The organism is Curtobacterium sp. S6 (assembly GCF_000710345.2).
In the GTDB taxonomy this organism is placed as follows: domain Bacteria; phylum Actinomycetota; class Actinomycetes; order Actinomycetales; family Micrococcaceae; genus Rothia.
The window spans coordinates 71,308-89,693 of sequence record NZ_KL537414.1 but is presented as its reverse complement, the minus strand read 5'-3'; the positions used below and the strand labels follow the sequence as shown (position 1 = coordinate 89,693).

11 protein-coding genes and 2 pseudogenes are annotated in these 18,386 nt (G+C 66.1%); 1 reads left to right on the top strand and 12 read right to left on the bottom strand.

Features of this window, described 5'->3' with window-relative positions; genetic code table 11:
- Positions 1–84: 84 nt before the first annotated feature.
- The 6 genes and pseudogenes from CURSPS6_RS09785 to CURSPS6_RS12825 all read right to left on the bottom strand — a co-directional run.
- Positions 85–2,139: an ATP-binding cassette domain-containing protein gene (locus CURSPS6_RS09785; protein ID WP_051687885.1), complete on the bottom strand. Its 2,055-nt coding sequence runs from the start codon at positions 2,137–2,139 to the stop codon at positions 85–87.
- On the bottom strand, positions 2,139–3,338 hold the full coding sequence (locus CURSPS6_RS09780; RefSeq protein ID WP_051687884.1) for an efflux RND transporter periplasmic adaptor subunit: 1,200 nt from the start codon (positions 3,336–3,338) through the stop codon (positions 2,139–2,141). Before CURSPS6_RS09780 ends, CURSPS6_RS09785 begins: the two co-directional genes overlap by 1 nt.
- Positions 3,335–4,183 carry a hypothetical protein gene (locus tag CURSPS6_RS09775; protein ID WP_152978129.1) on the bottom strand — a complete coding sequence of 283 codons (849 nt, stop codon included), beginning with the start codon at positions 4,181–4,183 and terminating at the stop codon, positions 3,335–3,337. Before CURSPS6_RS09775 ends, CURSPS6_RS09780 begins: the two co-directional genes overlap by 4 nt.
- Positions 4,184–4,732: 549 nt before the next feature.
- Positions 4,733–5,629: a bifunctional methylenetetrahydrofolate dehydrogenase/methenyltetrahydrofolate cyclohydrolase gene (locus CURSPS6_RS09770; RefSeq protein WP_030015854.1), complete on the bottom strand. Its 897-nt coding sequence runs from the start codon at positions 5,627–5,629 to the stop codon at positions 4,733–4,735.
- 44 nt (positions 5,630–5,673) lie between these two features.
- Positions 5,674–6,729, bottom strand: a pseudogene (gene glyA, locus CURSPS6_RS09765) (serine hydroxymethyltransferase); the annotation flags it as partial.
- Position 6,730: 1 nt separating this feature from the next.
- Positions 6,731–7,015, bottom strand: a pseudogene (locus tag CURSPS6_RS12825) (serine hydroxymethyltransferase); the annotation flags it as partial.
- A 225-nt stretch (positions 7,016–7,240) separates the two neighbouring features.
- Between CURSPS6_RS12825 and CURSPS6_RS09760 the strand changes: the two are divergent.
- Positions 7,241–10,552, top strand: coding sequence for a beta-phosphoglucomutase family hydrolase (locus CURSPS6_RS09760; RefSeq protein ID WP_235503744.1), 3,312 nt, complete (start codon positions 7,241–7,243; stop codon positions 10,550–10,552).
- Positions 10,553–10,578: 26 nt separating this feature from the next.
- Here the strand turns inward: CURSPS6_RS09760 and CURSPS6_RS09755 are convergent, their stop codons facing one another.
- The 6 genes from CURSPS6_RS09755 to CURSPS6_RS09730 all read right to left on the bottom strand — a co-directional run bounded on the left by CURSPS6_RS09755 (position 10,579) and on the right by CURSPS6_RS09730 (position 18,385).
- Positions 10,579–11,553, bottom strand: coding sequence for a bile acid:sodium symporter family protein (locus CURSPS6_RS09755; RefSeq protein WP_035811030.1), 975 nt, complete (start codon positions 11,551–11,553; stop codon positions 10,579–10,581).
- Between the two features lie 16 nt (positions 11,554–11,569).
- Positions 11,570–12,088: a gluconokinase gene (locus CURSPS6_RS09750; RefSeq protein WP_235503743.1), complete on the bottom strand. Its 519-nt coding sequence runs from the start codon at positions 12,086–12,088 to the stop codon at positions 11,570–11,572.
- Positions 12,085–13,314, bottom strand: a complete 1,230-nt coding sequence (manD, locus tag CURSPS6_RS09745; protein ID WP_030015848.1) for a D-mannonate dehydratase ManD — start codon at positions 13,312–13,314, stop codon at positions 12,085–12,087. Before manD ends, CURSPS6_RS09750 begins: the two co-directional genes overlap by 4 nt.
- 40 nt (positions 13,315–13,354) lie before the next feature.
- The gene (locus tag CURSPS6_RS09740; RefSeq protein WP_160319789.1) at positions 13,355–14,965 is read right to left on the bottom strand and encodes a glycoside-pentoside-hexuronide (GPH):cation symporter; all 1,611 of its coding nucleotides are present in this window, start codon (positions 14,963–14,965) and stop codon (positions 13,355–13,357) included.
- A 150-nt stretch (positions 14,966–15,115) separates the two neighbouring features.
- Positions 15,116–16,933 (bottom strand): beta-glucuronidase, encoded by a 1,818-nt coding sequence (uidA, locus tag CURSPS6_RS09735; protein ID WP_030015845.1) that lies wholly within the window; start codon positions 16,931–16,933, stop codon positions 15,116–15,118.
- A 63-nt stretch (positions 16,934–16,996) separates the two neighbouring features.
- Positions 16,997–18,385, bottom strand: coding sequence for a mannitol dehydrogenase family protein (locus tag CURSPS6_RS09730; RefSeq protein ID WP_200910943.1), 1,389 nt, complete (start codon positions 18,383–18,385; stop codon positions 16,997–16,999).
- Position 18,386 lies beyond the last annotated feature (1 nt).

The window sequence follows — 18,386 nt, the reverse complement described above, 5'->3', positions numbered from 1 at the left end:
AGCGACCCGGGCTTTCGTTACCCCGTCGCTCGGCTATCGGCTGCGGCCCGGCGCCCGGGCGCCTCGGCCGGTCCCGGGTGCGCCCTATGCCCGCATCGCTCCGGCCGGATCTTGCCTGCTCGCGACCCACGCCGGATACGCCGAACTTGCCAGCCCGACCACGCTGCCGACGACCAGCCCCAGCACGGGGAGCCAGGGGTGGAGAATGGCCTCCCATTCTTGACTCGTCGCGATGACCACCGTGGCCGTCATGCCACCGAGCGCGCCCCAGGCTCCACCGACCAACCCCATCAGGAGCCCTTCGGTCATGAATATTCGTGCGATGGACCCTCGGGTCGCCCCGATGGCCCGCCGAAGGGCGATCTCGGAAGACCGCGATTGCACCGACAAATACATGGACGTTCCGGTGGACAGGCCCGCGAGGACTAGAAGGACCCCCGAGAGAACCGCGACGAACAGACCCAGGTCTCCGGCGACACCCCTGCGGAGCGCCCCGAGGTCGGATGCCACCGTCACGGAGATACCGCCGGGGTTCGCCGGGTCGAGGGCCAGAGGAATCGCGGTGTGGACGGCCCGCGCGAACCCCGGTTCCACGTCAACGGTGAATTCGACGACCGCCGCTTGCAACTGATGCGTGACCTCTGGGGCGACCAGAATGCTATTTCGCATGAGCGGCAGGCCATCACCGGGATCGTACATTCCGACGACGTCGAGTCGCCGCCCGTCGACCCACACGTGATACCCGTGGGGTTGTTGCTGAAAATCTCCGCTGTACATGCCCAGGCTCTGCGCCGCGCTGCGCGAGAGGATCGCTTCGTGTTGGGCCTCCCCCGCATCCATTTGGCGTAGCACGTTCGCGGCTGCGTCCGGGTAGAAGCGAACCTTCGCCTGCCGCGCCCTGGCTAGGGACAACGTCGCGACGCTCGTGGATTGAGCCTCCCCTTCCGCGTCCCAGGGCGAGAACCTGCTCACCCGCACGTCGGACGGGGCCGCTTGCGCTAGGTAACCCACGCTCTTCACGTAGCGCAACGACCCGAGGGCGCGCTCCGCCTGATCCGCCGGGGTCAAGGAGCCGGTGCGTTCGCGCTCCAAGAGCGGTCGCGCATCGCGGTAGGACGCCGTGAGTTGGGTGCTTTCTCCGTGGACGATTCTGGACTGAACCTGATGCCCGGCCGTTTCGCTGAGGCCGATCGAACTCGTGAGCCCGCCCACGCCGAGCATGAACGACAACACGACCACCACCGCGCGGAGGGGCCTGGCCAACAGCGCCCCGAAGGCCTCCGCGAGATCGTCCCGCAGCCCCGTCCCGGCGGCTCCGCGGGGCAAGTCGGTGCCGGTCGCCACGGATGCGGACCCTCCATCGGCCGCTTGCCGTGGCGAGGGGCGGGGCCGAGTCAAGCCCCGTACACCGAGTCTCCCGGTGTCCTCCGCGATCCGGCCCCCGCGGAGAAGAATCCGCCGTTCGGCGGACGCCGCGACCTCGGGATCGTGCGTGATGACCACGACGGTTTTACCCCGCGCATGGAGGTCACGAAGTATCTCCATGACGCGGGCGGTATTTTCTTCGTCGAGATTTCCCGTGGGTTCGTCCGCGAGGACCACCGGCGGATCCGTGGCCACCGCCCGAGCTATGGCACAACGTTGCCGTTCCCCGCCGGACAGTAATTTGGTGCGCGTTCCCAACCGGTGGCCCAGCCCCAGGCCCCGCAGGGTCTCGGCGGCGCGGTCCCGGCGTGCTCGCCGAGGAACGTGACGGACCCTCAAGCCCATCATCGCGTTCGTCAACGATGACTCGTCCATCAACATGTTGGACGACTGAAAGATCAACCCGAACATGCGCGCCCGCAAGGCGTTGCGGACCGAGGCACCGCAGGTGGACACGTCGCGTCCCGACAGGACGTAAGTCCCCCTGCTCGGCCGATCCAGCAGGGCCAGAATGTTCAGGAGGGTGCTCTTTCCTGCCCCTGAGGGGCCCACAATCGCCACGAATTCTCCGGCGGATATCGACAGGTCGACCTCGTCGAGTACCGGCGAATCAGCTCCCTCAAAGATCCGGCTCACTCCCGTCAGCCGAATCAGCGGATCCGAGGATTCCGGTGGTTCGGGAAGGTATTGCCGGCGGCGTCGAAAAAGCCTCATCACTGCACCCGAATTCTCTGGCCCACCGTGAGGTTCCCGACCACCGCCGCGTAGCCCTGGCCTCGACGCAATACCTGCACATCGACCCGCCTGGTCGGAGCCTCGGAGGAGAGATCGCCCGTGCTATCGGTCGTACTCGCTCCCGCGGCATCTTCCACCTCCACGAAGGTCTTTCCGCTCTCCTGCCGCAGGGCCGTCAGTGGTACGGCGAGGGTTTCTCGTCGGTCCCCAGCGCCGTGAATGCTGACGGACTGCCCCGGGACCAGGACGTGGGCGTCGGCGACCGAGACCTCCACGTCGTAGCCTCCGCCCGCGGCATCCTGGCCGGGATCAAACGGGCCGATGCTCCGGACGGACCCGGAGCTTTGGCCCAGGCTAGTGTGGACCTCAACGGCCGTCCCCTCCGCTATTTGGCCTCGGAGTTCGGCGGGAAGCCGGAAACTCACGTGGGGAGGGGCGGTTCGCAGGGTCACCAAGGGTTCTCCGGGGCCTATCTCGGATGCCACATCGGCGACGGCTACGACGGTGCGGGTTCCTCCTGGAAGGGACACGAAGGTCTCGTGCGGAATAGACGAGATGCCTCCCTCGGGAACGCGGAGCCGGTCGCTACGATAAAGGTTTTCCACGGCCGCGAGCATCGACCGGGTGACGGTTCCCGTCGGGGCGACGCGGTATCCCGCTTGGGTCAGGGACCGCTGAAGGGCCAGCACGTCGTCGCCCGAGTCGTCCACCGCCAAGTCTCGATACAGGGGAAGCGGCCCGTCCAGACCGTAAACCGGCTCACCATTGACCATGCCCAGGAGATCCCCCGCGGAGACTTCTTGACCTGGCGCTATGGTCTGACGCGTCAGGATTCCCCCACGGAGAGGCTTAATCTCGACGGTCGTTCCCTCCTGGACCGTGCCGGCCGCCTCGATCCCCTCCGTGACCAGGCGTTGCTCCACTGACGCCCAAACAGGCACCACGGCATTCATCTGGTCCACGGACGAAGGGCCCCGAGACTGATAGGCGATTCCCAACCCGAACGCGGCCAGCACGCTTGCCACGGAGGCGAGACTCACCAGGGCCGTGACCCAGGGCCGGCGTCGGCTTCGATGTGCGCCCCGGCCCCGACTATCTCGGGGTGAGGCGTCGACCAGCTCGTAGTCCCCACCGCCGTCGGGTACTTCTGGCCGGTTCGAGGCGGTCTCCGAGGTCATGATTCCGCACCTTGCAGGAACGACTGGGCGCCCTGCACCTTGGCTTGGATCAGATTTTTCACCTCGTTCAGCTCGGCCTGGTGCTCCTCGATCAGAGGAATCTGGAAGGAAGCCTCGATATCGGCCAACTTCTGCGCCATCCCGGTGCTTTGGGAGCATTTCGCCTCCAGGAGAGAGACACGCGTCAGCTCCTCGGCATTGCCGGGATCCGAGAGGTCCTTACTCGAGGCGTTCAGAGATTCCTGGGTGATCCATTGTTCGCGCACGGGTGTCAGGCCGTTGTCCTTCAGGCAGCTTTCCCAGTCCGCCACGGCGTTGCGCCATTCCGGGGTGTTCTTGGCCTTGTCGTTGACCTCGAGGCTCAGTTTGTCGGCGAGCCCGTAATTCTGGTCCCCCTCGACGAAGGACACCCGTTGGACCTGGTCCTTGCGCTCCTCCAGGCATTGCGCTCGCACATCCCCCGTCGCGGCGTCGTAGAAGGTTCCCCGGTCCTCGTGGTTCTGACCGACCGACGCCATGAGTTGCGCTTCTCGTCGAGCGGCCGTTTCATTCCACAACCCGTAATTACGGCTCCCCCAGTCGAGTCCGTCTCGACGCCCTTCCACGGGTTTCACCGGGATGCCATGATCACGCAGGCAGCCTTCGACGATGCGAATGCGCGCCAGCTCCATGGTCCGGATCTGGTCGTCACTGACGCGGTATTCGTCGAGGGGATACACGATGAGATTTCGGGATTCATCGAGCCTTGCGTGGGCCTGCATATCGCGCGACGTTCCGGCAGCGGAACAACCACTCAGCACCATCGAGCCCAAGAGGACCCCGGAAATTAAAAGTCCTTTTCTCATGGTTTACCTCGAATAAATGTTCCGGGAAGGGGCTACCTCCCCTTCCCGGACTAGGCGATCACCTGACATTGACGTGGTGGAATGAGCTTATTCGGTCGTTCCAGTTACCGAATCCCGTATTTCGCACGTCACTAAAACATTCGTTCGCTGTGAAGGACGCGCGCAGTAAACCTGAATGGATCATGTGACCGTACAGTACTACGGCGTTCAGTGGCCCCACCGTTAGCACTAGGCACACCTGACGTACATGCAACAACCAATAAATCCCGTGATTACTGAGACATCACAATTTCCCTCTAAAACTGCGGCACCGACAATGCCACGCTGACCCTCCCGTCCCCATTGACCGAAAGTTTATCGGAGCATTTACACCATCCGTGAGTTAGCTCTCCGATACCCATATTATGAAGCGGTCCGGCAACCCAAATCAAGCGTTTCCTGCAAATTTTTAGTTTCAACTAGTCACACGCCTTTTAACAAAGCAGGCCCCCGGCATGGAATGAAATATTCCATGCCGGGGGCCGACCGGAGTGTTCGCCGGTTACTGCCTCAGGAAGCGGACCGTTCGGCGGCCTCCACCACGTTGACCAGGAGCATCGCGCGGGTCATGGGCCCGACGCCGCCCGGGTTCGGCGAGTACCATCCCGACTTGGCCGCGGCCTCGGGGTGGATGTCCCCGGTGAGCTTTTTCTTGCCGGATTCGGGATCGAGCACCCGGGAAACTCCCACGTCCAGGAGGATCGCCCCCTCGGAGACCTGCTCGGGGCGCACCGCGTGCGGCACGCCGATCGCGGCGACGATGACGTCCGCGCGGCGCAACACCTCGTCGAGGTTCTTGGTGCCGGTGTGAGCCACGGTGACCGTTGCATTGATGTCCCGGCGGGCCAGCAGGAGACTCAGCGGGCGCCCCACCGTGATGCCCCGCCCGAGAACGACGACATCCTTGCCGACCAGGTTAATCCCGTGCCGGTGCATGAGCTCGATGATGCCATTCGGCGTGCACGGAAGCGGAGAGTCCATGCCTCCGTACACGTTGAGGACGAGCTTACCGAGATTGGTCGGGTGCAAACCGTCGGCGTCCTTGAGGGGATCGATGAGCTCGAGGATTCGATGGGTGTCGAGGTGCTCGGGCAACGGCAGCTGAACGATATACCCGGTGCAGGCCGGATCCTCGTTGAGCTCTCGAACCACTCGTTCGAGCTCTTCCTGGGTGACGTCGGCCGGAAGGTCCCGGCGAATCGAGGCGATGCCGACTTCGGCGCAATCACGGTGCTTACCGCCCACGTAGGAGCGCGAACCGGGGTCGTCGCCAACCAAGACGGTGCCGAGTCCCGGGGTGATGCCTTTGCTCTTCAGCGCCTCGACGCGATCGCGAAGTTCGGTCTTGATGGCCGCCGCCGTGGCCGTACCGTCAAGGAGCCGCGGCGCCCGTGCCTGTTCTGTCATGTTGGCCTTTTCTTCGGTGGTCTGGTGCTGGTGAGGGTGCTCCGTCACCACTGCTCGAGACCTTCGTACAACGGGAATTCGCCGGCGAGCTTCTCGACGCGCGCACGGAGGGCCGCGACGTCGGCCCCCGGCTTCAGGGCGGTGGCGATGATGTCGGCAACCTCGGTGAACTCCTCCCGGCCGAATCCGCGCGTGGCCAGCGCGGGGGTTCCGATGCGCAGGCCCGAGGTGGTCATCGGGGGGCGGGGGTCGTTGGGTACCGCGTTGCGATTGACCGTGATGCCCGCCTCGTGCAGGATGTCCTCGGCCTGCTTGCCATCGAGCTCCGATTCGCGGAGGTCCACGAGCACCAGGTGGACGTCGGTCCCGCCGGAGAGCACCGAGATGCCGTGCTCGGCCACGTCGGGTTCCGCCAGACGCGCCGCGAGCAACTGGGCGCCCTCGACGGTCCGCTGCTGGCGCTCCTTGAACTCCGGGCTGGCGGCGATCTTGAAGGCCACGGCCTTACCCGCGATCACGTGCATGAGCGGTCCGCCCTGCTGGCCGGGGAAAACCGCCGAGTCGATCTTCTTCTTCAACTCCTCGACGCAGAGGATCACGCCGGAGCGCGGCCCCGCGAGCGTCTTGTGCACGGTCGAGGAGACGACGTGGGCGTGGGGAACGGGATTGGCGTGCAGTCCGGCCGCGACGAGGCCCGCGAAGTGTGCCATGTCCACCCAGAGGTAGGCGCCGACCTCATCGGCGATCTCGCGGAAACGCTTGAAATCCTGCTCGCGGGGGTACGCGGACCAGCCGGCGACGATGACCTTGGGCTTCGCCTCGAGGGCGACCTGACGGACTTTGTCCATGTCCAGGCGCCCGGTCTGGGGGTCCACCTCGTAGGCGGCGATGTTGTACAGCTTGCCGGAGACGTTGAGCTTCATGCCGTGCGTCAGGTGACCGCCGTGGGCCAGGGACAGGCCCATCAGGGTGTCACCGGGCTGCATGAGCGCCATCATCACGGCGGCATTGGCCTGCGCGCCCGAGTGGGGCTGCACGTTGGCGTGCTCGGCTCCGAAGAGAGACTTGGCCCGCTCGCGCGCGAGGTCCTCGACGACGTCNCTCGGCTCCGAAGAGAGACTTGGCCCGCTCGCGCGCGAGGTCCTCGACGACGTCGACGTGCTCGCACCCGCCGTAGTAACGGCGGCCGGGGTAACCCTCCGCGTATTTATTGGTCAGGACCGAACCCTGCGCCTCGAGGACGGCTCGGGGCGCAAAGTTCTCGGAAGCGATCATCTCCAGAGTGTTGCGCTGCCGACCCAGTTCCGCCGCGATGGCTTCCGAGATTTCGGGGTCGAGCTCGCTCAGCGAACGGTTGTTGACATCCTGCGTGGAAGGGTTCGTCATTGCTCTCCTGTTGGGCTGAACACACGCCGGCCGACGTGGCACGCGAAAAGATTCGGTTCAAGTCTAGGACATCGCGCCCATCAGCCGGGGCTCCACGTCACATAACTGTGGATGAGATATAGCCATGCGTGAAAGTCGTCAAAAATTCGTGCCACCGACGGTTCAAGCGGGGCATCAGGCGTGTTTAATGGGTGCCTGAGCCAACCCGAAAGGTCTTTTGCCTTGATGAATTCTCTGAGCCCGCTCGGCACGAGCGACCCGCTGAACCTCCGTTCCGGTTCGCCCTACAGGCCGGATTCGAGGAGAACCCGAGAAAACCGCTCGGATCTCAGCATGTCCATTCCGCAGAAAGCCGTCATTTTCGACATGGACGGCGTCGTCACGGACACCGCTTCGGTCCATTCGAACGCTTGGAAACGGCTCTTCGACGCGATCCTCTCCGACCGGCGATTGGGCCCCGCGGAAGGCAAGACGGCGGAGGACATCGATCGGAGCGAGTTCAGCATCTCGACCGACTACCGCGCCTACGTGGACGGCCGCGCCCGCGAGGACGGCGTCCGGACCATGCTGGCCGCGCGCAATGCGGCCCTTCCGGAAGGTTCCGAGCAGGACGACGCGGGCGCCTGGACCGTACAGGGACAAGCGCGCCTCAAGAACGATTTCTTCACCGCGGAGCTCGACACGCACGGCGTGACCGTGTTTCGCGGGACCGTGGACCTGGTCTGCCGCCTCCACCGCAGCGGCATCCCGACCGCGCTGGTCACGGCGTCCCGCAATTCCCGGCCGGTGCTCGAGGCGGCCGGCCTGGAAGAGCTCTTCGATCTCATCATCGACGGCACCTACGCCCTGGAGCACGGGGTTCCCGGCAAGCCCGCCCCGGACATGTTTCTCGCGGCCGCCGAGCAGCTCGGGGTCGATCCGTCCGAGGCCGCGGTCATCGAAGACGCCGTCTCCGGGGTTGAGGCCGCGCGGGCCGGGGGCTTTGGCCTGGTCGTCGGCATCAATCGGCACGGCGAGCGCGAGGATCTGGAGAACGCCGGGGCCGACGTCGTGCACAACGACGTCGGTGAACTCGACCTCGGCGCCCAGCGCGACGACTCCTGGAAGCTCGTCTACCACGGCTTCGACCCGCAACAGGAGCGGCATCGCGAGGCCCTGCTGACCTTGGCCAACGGCTATATGGGCGTGCGAGGGTATCGCCCCGAGCGCAGCGACGACGGCATCCACTACCCGGGCACCTACGTCGCCGGCCTGTTCAACCGCGTGGTCTCGCACATCAACGGTCGGGACCTCGAGCACGAGTCGATGGTCAACCTGCCCAATTTCCAGTTCTTCGACGTGCGGCTGCGGGGAGGCGACTGGTGGTCCGAAGGCGGCATGAAACCGATCGACGAGGTCACCGAGCTCGATCTCCGGCACGGGATCCTGACCAGGATCTGCACGTTGGAAGAGGTTCCCGAGTCGGATGCCCCGGCCCCCGAAGGCGAGCCGCGTCGGGTCAAGGTGACCCAGCGACGCCTCGTCTCGATGGCCAATCGCCACCTGGCGGCCATGGAAGCCTCGATCACCCCGCTGGGCTGGACCGGACGAATCCACGTCCGCAGCGGGATCGACCCGAACGTCACCAATAACAACGTCGCCGAGTACTCGGAGCTCGCCCGCCACCACCTGGTGGTCGAGGGGTCCACGACCCTCCCCGACGACACCCTGGTCAACGTGGTGCGGACCAACCAGTCGGACCATCAGATTTCCGTCGCCCAGCGGACCAACGTCCGCTCGGCCGTGACCACTCGCCTCGAGCGCGAGGTCCGCCCGGGCGGCATCGAGATGCGCCGCTACCGCGTGGACGGGGAGGCCGACCAGCCCATCGTCTTCGACACCACCACGGCCCTGGTCACCTCGCGCGACGCGGCCATCGCCTCGTCCATCCTCGGCGCGGTCGAGGCCCTGAACCGTTCCGAGGGCGGCTTCGAGGGACTCTACATCGCCCACGAGAAGGCCTGGTCTCGCCTGTGGGACCGGTTCGCCGTGGATATCGACACCGACGTGGACACGATGCTGGCCTTAAGGTTGCACATCTTCCACATCGTCCAGACCCTGAGCCCCAACATGGAACTCAACGACGCCGGGGTCACGGCTCGCGGCCTGCACGGCGAAGGCTACCGCGGTCACATTTTCTGGGACGAGATCTTCATCCTGCCCATCATCACCCTGCGGTTGCCCTCCGTGACCCGTTCGTTGCTGCAGTACCGCTGGGCCCGCCTGCCCGCGGCGCGGCACAAGGCCGCCGAGTTCGGCGCGCAGGGCGCGATGTTCCCGTGGCAATCCGGCTCCGACGGCCGGGAAGAAACCCCCGTGGAGCTCTACAACCCGCACTCGGATCGGTGGATGCCCGATAATTCCTGGCGGCAATTCCACGTGGGGTTGGCGATCGGGTTCAACGCGTGGCAGTACTACACGGCCACCGAGGACACCGCATGGCTTGCGCACCAGGGCGCGGAGCTCATGATCGAGATTTCCCGCTTCTTCTCGTCCTTGGTCAGCTACGACGAACAGGACGAGCGATACCACATCGAAGGCGCCATGGGGCCGGACGAGTACCACGACGGCTACCCCGGCTCGGTCGACGGGGGCGGCCTCAAGGACAACGCGTACACGAATGTCCTGGCCGCGTGGCTGTTCCGCCACACCGCGGAGATTTTCGACGTGCTTCCAGAGCACCTGGCCCTCCAGGTCACCTCGGCCAATAACGTCACGGAAACCGAGCTGGCCTCGTGGAAGCACATGGCCTCTCGGCTCGCGGTGCCGTTCAACCGGGACGGAACGATCAGCCAGTTCGAGGGTTACGACGACCTCAAGGAAATCGACTGGGACCACTACCGCCGCAAGTACGGCAATATCGGGCGCATGGACCTGATCTTGGAGTCCGAGGGCGACGCGACGAACAACTACAAGCTCTCCAAGCAGGCGGATACGCTCATGCTGGTCTACCTGTTCGGCCAGCACGGATTCCAGGAAGAATTGGCCCAGCTCGGCTACGACGTCTCGCTGGCCAAGATCGAGGAGACCATCGCGTTCTACCTGCCGCGCACCTCGAACGGTTCGACGCTTTCGCGCGTGGTCACCGCCTCGATCATGGCCCGGGTGGATCCCCGCCACTCCTGGAGCGTGTACCAGGACGCCCTCATGGCGGACCTGGACGACACCCAGGGCGGCACGACCCAGGAAGGCATCCACCTCGGCGCGATGTGCGGAACCTTGGACGTGCTCCAGCGCGCTTACGCCGGCGTGCAGATTCTCACCGACTGCATCCAGCTGGAGCCTTCCATGCCCGAGGAGTTGCGATCGGTCGGCTTCGAGATTCAGTACCACGGTCAGCTGCTGGACGTTTTCATCGACTCCACGCGCATCAGGGTCGCGGCCCGCTCCGAACGCGCCAGCGAGGTCCGGGTGAGGATCGGTGACTCGGAGACCGTGTTGCACGGCGGCGACTCCTGCGAAGAGTTGCTGGAAGACCTCCGCACCCGCACTCGCTGACCGGGGGGCGCCTCGGTGTCCGGCGTCTACCGGCCGGACACCGAGCGCCGCCGCAGGAAGGCGGCCAGCAACGCCCCGGAGACGTTGTGCCACACGGAGAAGACCGCGCCGGGTAGCGCCGCCTCCGGGGTGAAGTAGGTGTGCGCCAACGAGGTGGCCAGGCCCGAATTCTGCATTCCGACCTCGATCGCCGTGGTGCGCCGGGCCGACGGCGCGAGGCGGAACAGCGCGGCCGCACCGTAGCCGAGCGCGTATCCCAGCCCGTTGTGGAGGATGACCGCGACGAGGACCAACAGCCCGGCCGAGACGATGGCCGCGGCGGAGCCGGAGACCACGATCGCCACGATCACGGAGATCGCGATCACCGAGGCCCACGGCAGAACCGGGGTCACGCCGGTCACGATGCGCGGCAGGAGCCACCGCACCAGCAGACCGATCAGCACGGGAGCCAGGACCACCTGGAGGATGGACATCATCATGGCTCCGCCGCTGACGGACATCCGCTCCCCCGCGAGGAACACGGCCAGGACGGGGGTCACGAACGGGGCGATCAACGTCGAGATCGTGGTCATCGCGACGGACAGGGCGACGTCGCCCTTGGCCAGGTACGACACCACGTTGGAGGCCGTGCCTCCCGGGCAACAACCGACCAGGATCACGCCGACGGCGAGTTCGCTCGGCAAGTGCAAGGCCCAGGAGATCAGGAAGCCCAACAACGGCATGATGACGAACTGCGCGATGACGCCGATCACCACGGGGATCGGACGGCGGGCGACCATGCCGAAATCGGGCCAGGTCAGGGTCAGCCCCATCCCGAACATGATGAACCCCAACAAGGGGTTGACCCATCCGCTCAGCCCGGAAAACGCGCCCGGAAGGACGAACCCGAGCACCCCGGCGGCGAGGATCAGTAGGGGAAAGATCGTCACGGCGTAGAACGCGCTACGCTCCTCGGGGTCGCGGGTCTTCCGGGTTTCGGTGCTTTTCTGGGGCGAGCTCATGGCATATCTCTACCAGTCAGCGGCCCCATTGGCCTATGGCCTCAACACATTCGTCCAGGATGTGGTCCACCGTCCCGGACACGTCGACGGTCGCGCCCGGCTCATCGCCCTCCAGGTGTTCGAGGGTTTCGAGCTGTGACCGTAGGAGTGCTGGGGGCATGAAATGGTCGCTGCGCCCTTCGAGCCTGCGGGAGAGGGTCTCTTCGGTTCCGGCAAGGTGCACAAAGAATGTCCTCGGCGCCTCGGCGAGGATCGCGTCCCGGTACACCCGCCTGAGCGCCGAACAGGCCATCACCATGCGTCCCCCTCCCGCGTCGGCTTCCCCGAGGCGACGGCCGACGATGCTCAGCCACGGCCACCGGTCCGCGTCGGTGAGGGGATGGCCGCCGGCCATCTTCTCGATATTTGCCGTGGGGTGGAGGGAGTCGGCGTCAACGAATTCGGCGCCGAGACGCGTGGCGAGCAGGGAGCCGATGGTCGTTTTCCCCGTCCCGGACACCCCCATGACCACGACGAGTGGGGCCGCGTCGCTCACCAATTGTGCACCGTGCCGTCGGCGAGGCGGTTATAGGGCAGGTAGGCCTGCTCGTAGGGGAAACGCGCGGCGGCTTCTTCGTCGAAGTCGACCCCGAGACCGGGCTTGTCCCCGGGGTGCAGATAGCCGTCCTCAAAGGTGAGGCCCTCGTGGAAGACCTCCCGGGTGAGCGCCGAGTGCGGCATGTATTCCTGCAGGCCGAAGTTGTGGATCGACAGGCCCACGTGCAGCTGCGCGGCGAAGCCGACCGGGGAGACGTCGGTCGGGCCGTGAAAGCCGGACCTGACCTGGTACATCTCGGCGAAGTTCATGACCTTGCGCAGCTGCGTGATGCCGCCGAAATGCGTCGAGGCGCACCGCACGTAGTCGATGAGCTGTTCCTGGATGAGGTCCTTGATGTCGTAGACCGAGTTGAACACCTCGCCGATGGCCAGTGGCGTCGTCGTGTGCTGACGGACCAGGCGCAACGCCTCCTGATTCTCGGCGGGGGTGCAGTCCTCGAGCCAGTACAGGTCGTAGGGTTCCAGGGACTTGCCGAGTTGCGCCGCCTCGCGAGGGGTCATGCGATGGTGACCGTCGTGGAGCAAGGGCAACTCGGGCCCGAACTCGTTGCGGACCGCCTCGAACACGGACGGCACGTGGCGGAGATACGCGCGGGTGTCCCAGTCCTCTTCCACGGGCAGAGCGCCCCGGTTGGCGGGCTCGAAATCGTACCTCTCCCCCGTCGACTGAGCCTGCGCGGCGACGCCGTAGAGCTTATCGATGCCCGGAACGGACGTCTGGACGCGGATGGACTTGTATCCGAGCTCCAGCTCCTCGCGGATCGAGTCGAACAGCTGCGGCAGGTCGGTCCCCGAGGCGTGGCCGTAGGCGCGGCATCCGCGACGGGAGGCTCCGCCGAGCAACTGGTAGACCGGCAACCCGGCGACCTTTCCCTTGATATCCCACAGGGCCATGTCGACGGCCGCGATTGCCGCCATGGTGACCGGCCCGCGGCGCCAGTACGAGGCGCGGTAGAGGTACTGCCAGGTGTCTTCGATCGCGCTCGGATCCTTGCCGACCAGCAGGGCGCACACGTGCTCGGTGAGATAGGAGGCCACGGCCAGTTCGCGACCGTTCAGCGTCGCGTCGCCGATGCCGGTGATCCCGTCGTCGGTCGTGATCTTGAGGGTCACGAAATTCCTGGAGGGGCTGGTCACGAAGACCTCTGCCGATGCAATGCGCATGAGATTTCCTTTCAAAGGATCGAGTTCAAGGTTAAGGGTGTTAGTTCCGCGAGTCGTGGGGGCCGCCCGCGGATGACGGGCCGTCGGCCTCCGGAGCCGGCGGGTCGGATTCCTCGGAAATGATGCGGATCCGGGCCTGGTCGTCGCCGGGGACCGCCGGGGTGGCGTTCGTCGTCGGGTGGGATTCGCTCGCGCTCGGGCCCTGCCGCTCGGCGCCGGTCGCGACCGCCGTGGGCACGGCCCCGGTGTGCAGGTCCTCGTGACGCAGGCGGCGGTTGGCCTCGATGGACTTCATGATCTCCCGGAATTTCTGCTCGGTCAGCGGGTACCCCAGCATCACGAGCATCGCGAGCAGAAAGATCACGCCGGGAACGATCCCGTAGGCGATGCTCATTCCGCTGCGCACCTGATCGACCTGCGAGGACGCGCCTTCGGCATACCCCACGATTCCGAGGGACCACGAGGCGATAGCCCCACCCAGCGCCTGACCGACCTTGCGGGTGAAGGAGAAGGCCGCGTAGGTCGCGCCTTCCGTGCGAATTCCGGTCTTGTACTCCCCGTATTCCACGGTGTCCGCTTCCAGGGCCCAGGTCATGGTGTTCAGAACGGCCATGCCGATGCCGACCATGAGCATTCCGAGCAGGCTGATCCACAAATGGTGCATCACGGCGGCACCCAGGATGAAGATCAGCCCGCCGAGGAAAGCGAAGGCGCACGAGTAGACGAATCCCCACTTCTTGCCGAACGCGCGGGTCACGGCCGGACCGAAGGGACCCACGTACAGCACCGCGCCCGTCGTCAGGACCGTGCCGATCGCCGCGACCCACCCGCCGGTGGAGTATTCGGAGAGCACGTCCGTGGCGATGTAAATGGTCATGGCCCCGACCGCCGACTGGCCGGTCAGGTACAGCACCGAGGATAGGCACAGCCGCAGCAGCGGGCCGTTGCGCTTCATGGTGCTGACGGTTTCCCGTAGCGAAACGCGCTCGACCTCGCGGTAGACGATCTCTTTCGAGGTCAGGAACGTCGTCGCGAACAGGCCCGCACCGACCACGGTGAAGACGACCGCGGTCACCAGGAAAGTCGTGGAGAGGTCTCCGGCCTGCTTGATGCGCGGCGAGAGAAATACGGCCAGCAACAGGATCGTCGCTCCGGAGCCGACCATGCGCGCGGCCGCGAGCCGAGAACGGTCCACGGGGTTCTGACTCATCGCACCGGCCAGCGATCCGTACGGAATGTTGACCAGGGAATACAGCAGGCCCATCAGGGCGTAGCTCGTGACGGCCCAGACGATCTTCCACCCGTAGTCGGAGACCGGGATCCAGAAGCACAGCAGGTTCGACAGCAGTAACGGCACCGAATACCAGAGCAGGAAGGGACGGAATTTGCCCCAGCGGGTCATCGTGCGGTCGACCATGCGGCCGGCGAACAGGTCGGCGAAGGCGTCCCAGAATTTGACGAACAGGAAGACCAGCCCGGCGTGCGCGGTGGAGATGCCGACGACGTTGGTATAGAAGATCAGCAGGAACAGGCTGGTCATCTGGAAGGCGATATTGCACCCGGCATCGCCGAATCCGTATCCGATGATTCGCCGCCGGGGCAGCTGTTCCTGGGCCACGTGAGGTATCGACGAAGTGGCTAATTCTGACATGACAGGCTCCTTTGCCTGAATGGCCCCCGAGGAGGCCGTGACGATCCGGACGAGAGGGGGTGACCACGACGCCGCCCGCCCAGCCCGCCTCGGCGTCGAGGAGGGCACGGACGGCATCGTGCTGAGTCGATGGCCCGACCCCGGCGGGGTTTAGCGACCGAGCTTCGCGGCCCATCTCGCCCGCAGATGGTGCGCGAGGGCCTTGGGCTTGCGGTCGCGGGTGAAGGCGCCCTTCTTATTGCCATCGACCCGCGCGAAGCCGTTTTTGGTCTGGAAGTCGGCGAAGTTCCACACCTGCTCGCCGACCATGCACTCCACGCGGTCGAATTCCTCGTGGTACATGCCCAGTAGCGCTGTCTGGTACTCCTCCGTGAACGGCACGTCGTAAACGGAGTGAAGCCCCGCGACGGTATCGGCGCCGTATTCGGTCATGAGCGTCGGCTTGCCGTACTGCTTGTCCCAGGCCTCGAGTTCGGCGCGCAGGACCTTCCGGGCGCCCTCGATGTCGCCCGAGTTTTCGTACCACCCGTAGTACCTGTTGAGCATGAGCACGTCGAACAGGTCGGAGATCTTGTCCACCCCGCACGGCGCGAACATGACGTTGACGAATCCGACCGGACGGCTCGGGTCCAATCGCCGGGTGAGCTTCTCGAGGGGCTCGAAGTACTCGCGGGCGCCCTCGGCCCCGGAATCCGGCTCGTTCGCGATGGACCACAGCACGACCGACGGATGGTTTTTGTCCCTATCGATCAGTTCGGCGATGTCGCGGGCGTGAACCTCGCGGGTCTTCTCGTCGATGTTGCCGGGGTCGAATGTGTTTCCGCCTCCCTGATCCATGATGCCGGCTCCCATGTGCCAGTTCAGGCCGACCGCCGGCGTCTCGTCGATGACCACGATGCCCCGCTCGTCCGCGTAATCCATGATCTCTTCGGAGTAGGGGTAGTGCGAGGTGCGGAAGGAATTCGCGTTGACCCAGTCCAGCAGCGCGAAGTCCTGGACCATGTGGGCGTCGGAGTGTGCCTTGCCGATGGTCTCGTGGTCCTCGTGCATGCCGAATCCGGTGAAATAGAAAGGCTCGTCGTTGATGAGGAACTGCTTGCCCCGGACCTCTACCGTGCGCACGCCGAAGCGTAGGTTGTAATCGTCGACGATATCCTCGCCGTCGAGCACCTGGACCCGAAGGGTATACAGGTAGCCTCGGCCGGGCCGCCACAGGTGGACCTGCTCCCAGCTGAGCTCGCCCCGCAGCACGGCGTCGGCGGCCGTCGCGGGTTCCGCGGACGCGACGGTCCGCCCCTCGGCATCGATGACCCGCACGATCACGCGCGCATCGGCCATGCTGAACCGGGCGGCGTAGGAGACGGTTCCCGTGCCGCCGTCGCCTCCGGAGAACGAGGTCGTCACGGTCACGTCCTCGAGGCGGTCCTCCGCGACGTTGTACAGCCACACGGAACGGTGAATTCCGGCGTAGTTGAAGAAATCGTGACGGTACGCGAGGTGCTTCCGGCCGTCGTCGTCCTGGGTGACCTCGCCGGGAGGAAGGGTCTGGTGTGACAGCTCGTTATTCACCGCGATCGTCAGCGTGAACTCTTCGCCGGCGGACACCAGCTCGGTTACGTCGGCTTCGAAGGGCAGGTAACCGCCCTGGTGCCGGGCCACCTCCGTGCCGTTGACGAACACCACGCCCCGGTGTGTGGCGGAGTCGACCCGCAGGATCGTCCGGCCCGAGGTGTAGCTCCGGGGTACCCGGGCCCGACGGGAATACCAGACCCATCCGACGTGCTCGCGGATCTGTTGATCGGCGAACAGATCATTGAACGAACCCGGCACGGGCGCCTTCAGCCCCTGGTCCGGCGGGCCCGCGGCCCATCCGGCGTCGAAGCCTTCGTGATTCCAGTCCACGGCGAAGCCGAACAGCCCGTCCAGCGCAACGCGTTGCCGCGTCGATGTTTCTTGAGGTCGCAACATGAGTGCAGTCCTTTCCGGTGCCGCGGGCTCCTCGGCCCGCGGCCCCACCACGATGGGGCCCGCTCAGGCCCTTTCCCGGTCGGCGACGACGATGGACACGAGGTGCTCGTCCTGGCCGAGGTCGGGGTGAAGAATGTTCAGGAGCGCGCGCACGGGCTCCCGTTCGGCGAGTGCGGCGCGGATGTCCGCGGCGGCCGAGTCCCGGATGGATTCGGGATCCTGCGTTCCGAGCCAGGCGATCCACGCGGCGATCACGCGCGCGGCCGCCGAACCGTCGCGTCCGGCGGCCCTCTCGGCCCGGTAGATCGGGAGGGCCCTGACGCGCAGTTTCCCGGCCCCGTCGGTTCCGATCTGGGCCAGGCGGTGTTCGATGCGCGGGTTCCGGAACCGTTCCAACAGCGCCCGGCGGTATGCCGGGACGTCGAGGCCCGGCTCGGTGAGGTGCCGGGCCGCCTCGTCCCACAGCGACTCGACGCGCTCAAGGATCTGCGGGTCGGCGATCGCCTGGGCGACGGTCTCGTGGCCCGCGATCCGTCCCGCATAGGCCATCAAGCTGTGGGAGCCGTTGAGCAACCAGAGTTTGCGGCGCTCGAAGGGTTCGATTCGCTCGACGAATTGCGCGCCGGCCCGTTCCCAGTTCGGGCGCCCGGCCGGGAATTCTCCCGACAGGATCCACGACCGGAAGGGCTCCGCGACGACGGGGGCGGCGTCGGCGTACCCCGTCTCGCCGGCCACGAGGTCCCGGAGTTCGTCGGTCGTCGCCGGGGTGATGCGGTCGACCGAGGTCCCGACCCAGGACACCGTCGCATCAAGGCGTTCGGCGAGGTCGGGGTCCACGGCCCGGGCGGTCCCGAGGACGGCGCGGCGGGCGGCGGTCGCGTTGTCGGCCATGTTGTCGCAGGACACGACGGCGATCCCGGCTGATTCTCCGAGGGCGTCGATCCGCCGGGAGAGCCCGTAGACCAGGCGGGCCGCCGCGGTCCGCAGCTCGGGGGCCTCGCGCCCTTCCCCGGCGTCGGGGAGGCGGGCGAGGTCGTGGGCGACGTCCTCGTGAGAGGCGTCGAGGTCGAGGTCCGCGGTGAGATGGTACCCGGCCTCGGTGATCGTCAGGGTCACCAGCGAGGTGTCCGCACGGACCAGGAGCTCCCCGAGCCGGCGGAGGTCGCTCGCGGGGCGGGCCTCGACGATCGGCGTCATGAGCTCGTAGGAATCGCCGTCCGCCGAGCGCTCGACCAGCGTGTACAGGCCGTCCTGGGGCGCGAGCTCGTCGGCGGCCGTAGGCGTCCTGCCCGTGAAGGCGGCGATGCCCCAGGCGGGGTTCGCGGGATCTGTCTCGGCCCGCTGGGTGTACCAGGCCTGGTGCGCCCGGTGGAAGGCACCCAGCCCGAGGTGGACGATGCGGACCGGGGCGGCGCCGCCGGTCTGTCCCGCGGTGCTTCGGTTCAGGGGCATG

Coding starts and splice junctions, on each gene's coding strand:
- manD (WP_030015848.1), bottom strand. CDS start 13,314: ATGCGCATTGCATCGGCAGAGGTCTTCGTGACCAGCCCCTCCAGGAAT.
- CURSPS6_RS09740 (WP_160319789.1), bottom strand. CDS start 14,965: ATGTCAGAATTAGCCACTTCGTCGATACCTCACGTGGCCCAGGAACAG.
- CURSPS6_RS09785 (WP_051687885.1), bottom strand. CDS start 2,139: ATGAGGCTTTTTCGACGCCGCCGGCAATACCTTCCCGAACCACCGGAA.
- CURSPS6_RS09760 (WP_235503744.1), top strand. CDS start 7,241: ATGAATTCTCTGAGCCCGCTCGGCACGAGCGACCCGCTGAACCTCCGT.
- uidA (WP_030015845.1), bottom strand. CDS start 16,933: ATGTTGCGACCTCAAGAAACATCGACGCGGCAACGCGTTGCGCTGGAC.
- CURSPS6_RS09770 (WP_030015854.1), bottom strand. CDS start 5,629: ATGACAGAACAGGCACGGGCGCCGCGGCTCCTTGACGGTACGGCCACG.
- CURSPS6_RS09775 (WP_152978129.1), bottom strand. CDS start 4,183: ATGAGAAAAGGACTTTTAATTTCCGGGGTCCTCTTGGGCTCGATGGTG.
- CURSPS6_RS09755 (WP_035811030.1), bottom strand. CDS start 11,553: ATGAGCTCGCCCCAGAAAAGCACCGAAACCCGGAAGACCCGCGACCCC.
- CURSPS6_RS09780 (WP_051687884.1), bottom strand. CDS start 3,338: ATGACCTCGGAGACCGCCTCGAACCGGCCAGAAGTACCCGACGGCGGT.
- CURSPS6_RS09730 (WP_200910943.1), bottom strand. CDS start 18,385: ATGCCCCTGAACCGAAGCACCGCGGGACAGACCGGCGGCGCCGCCCCG.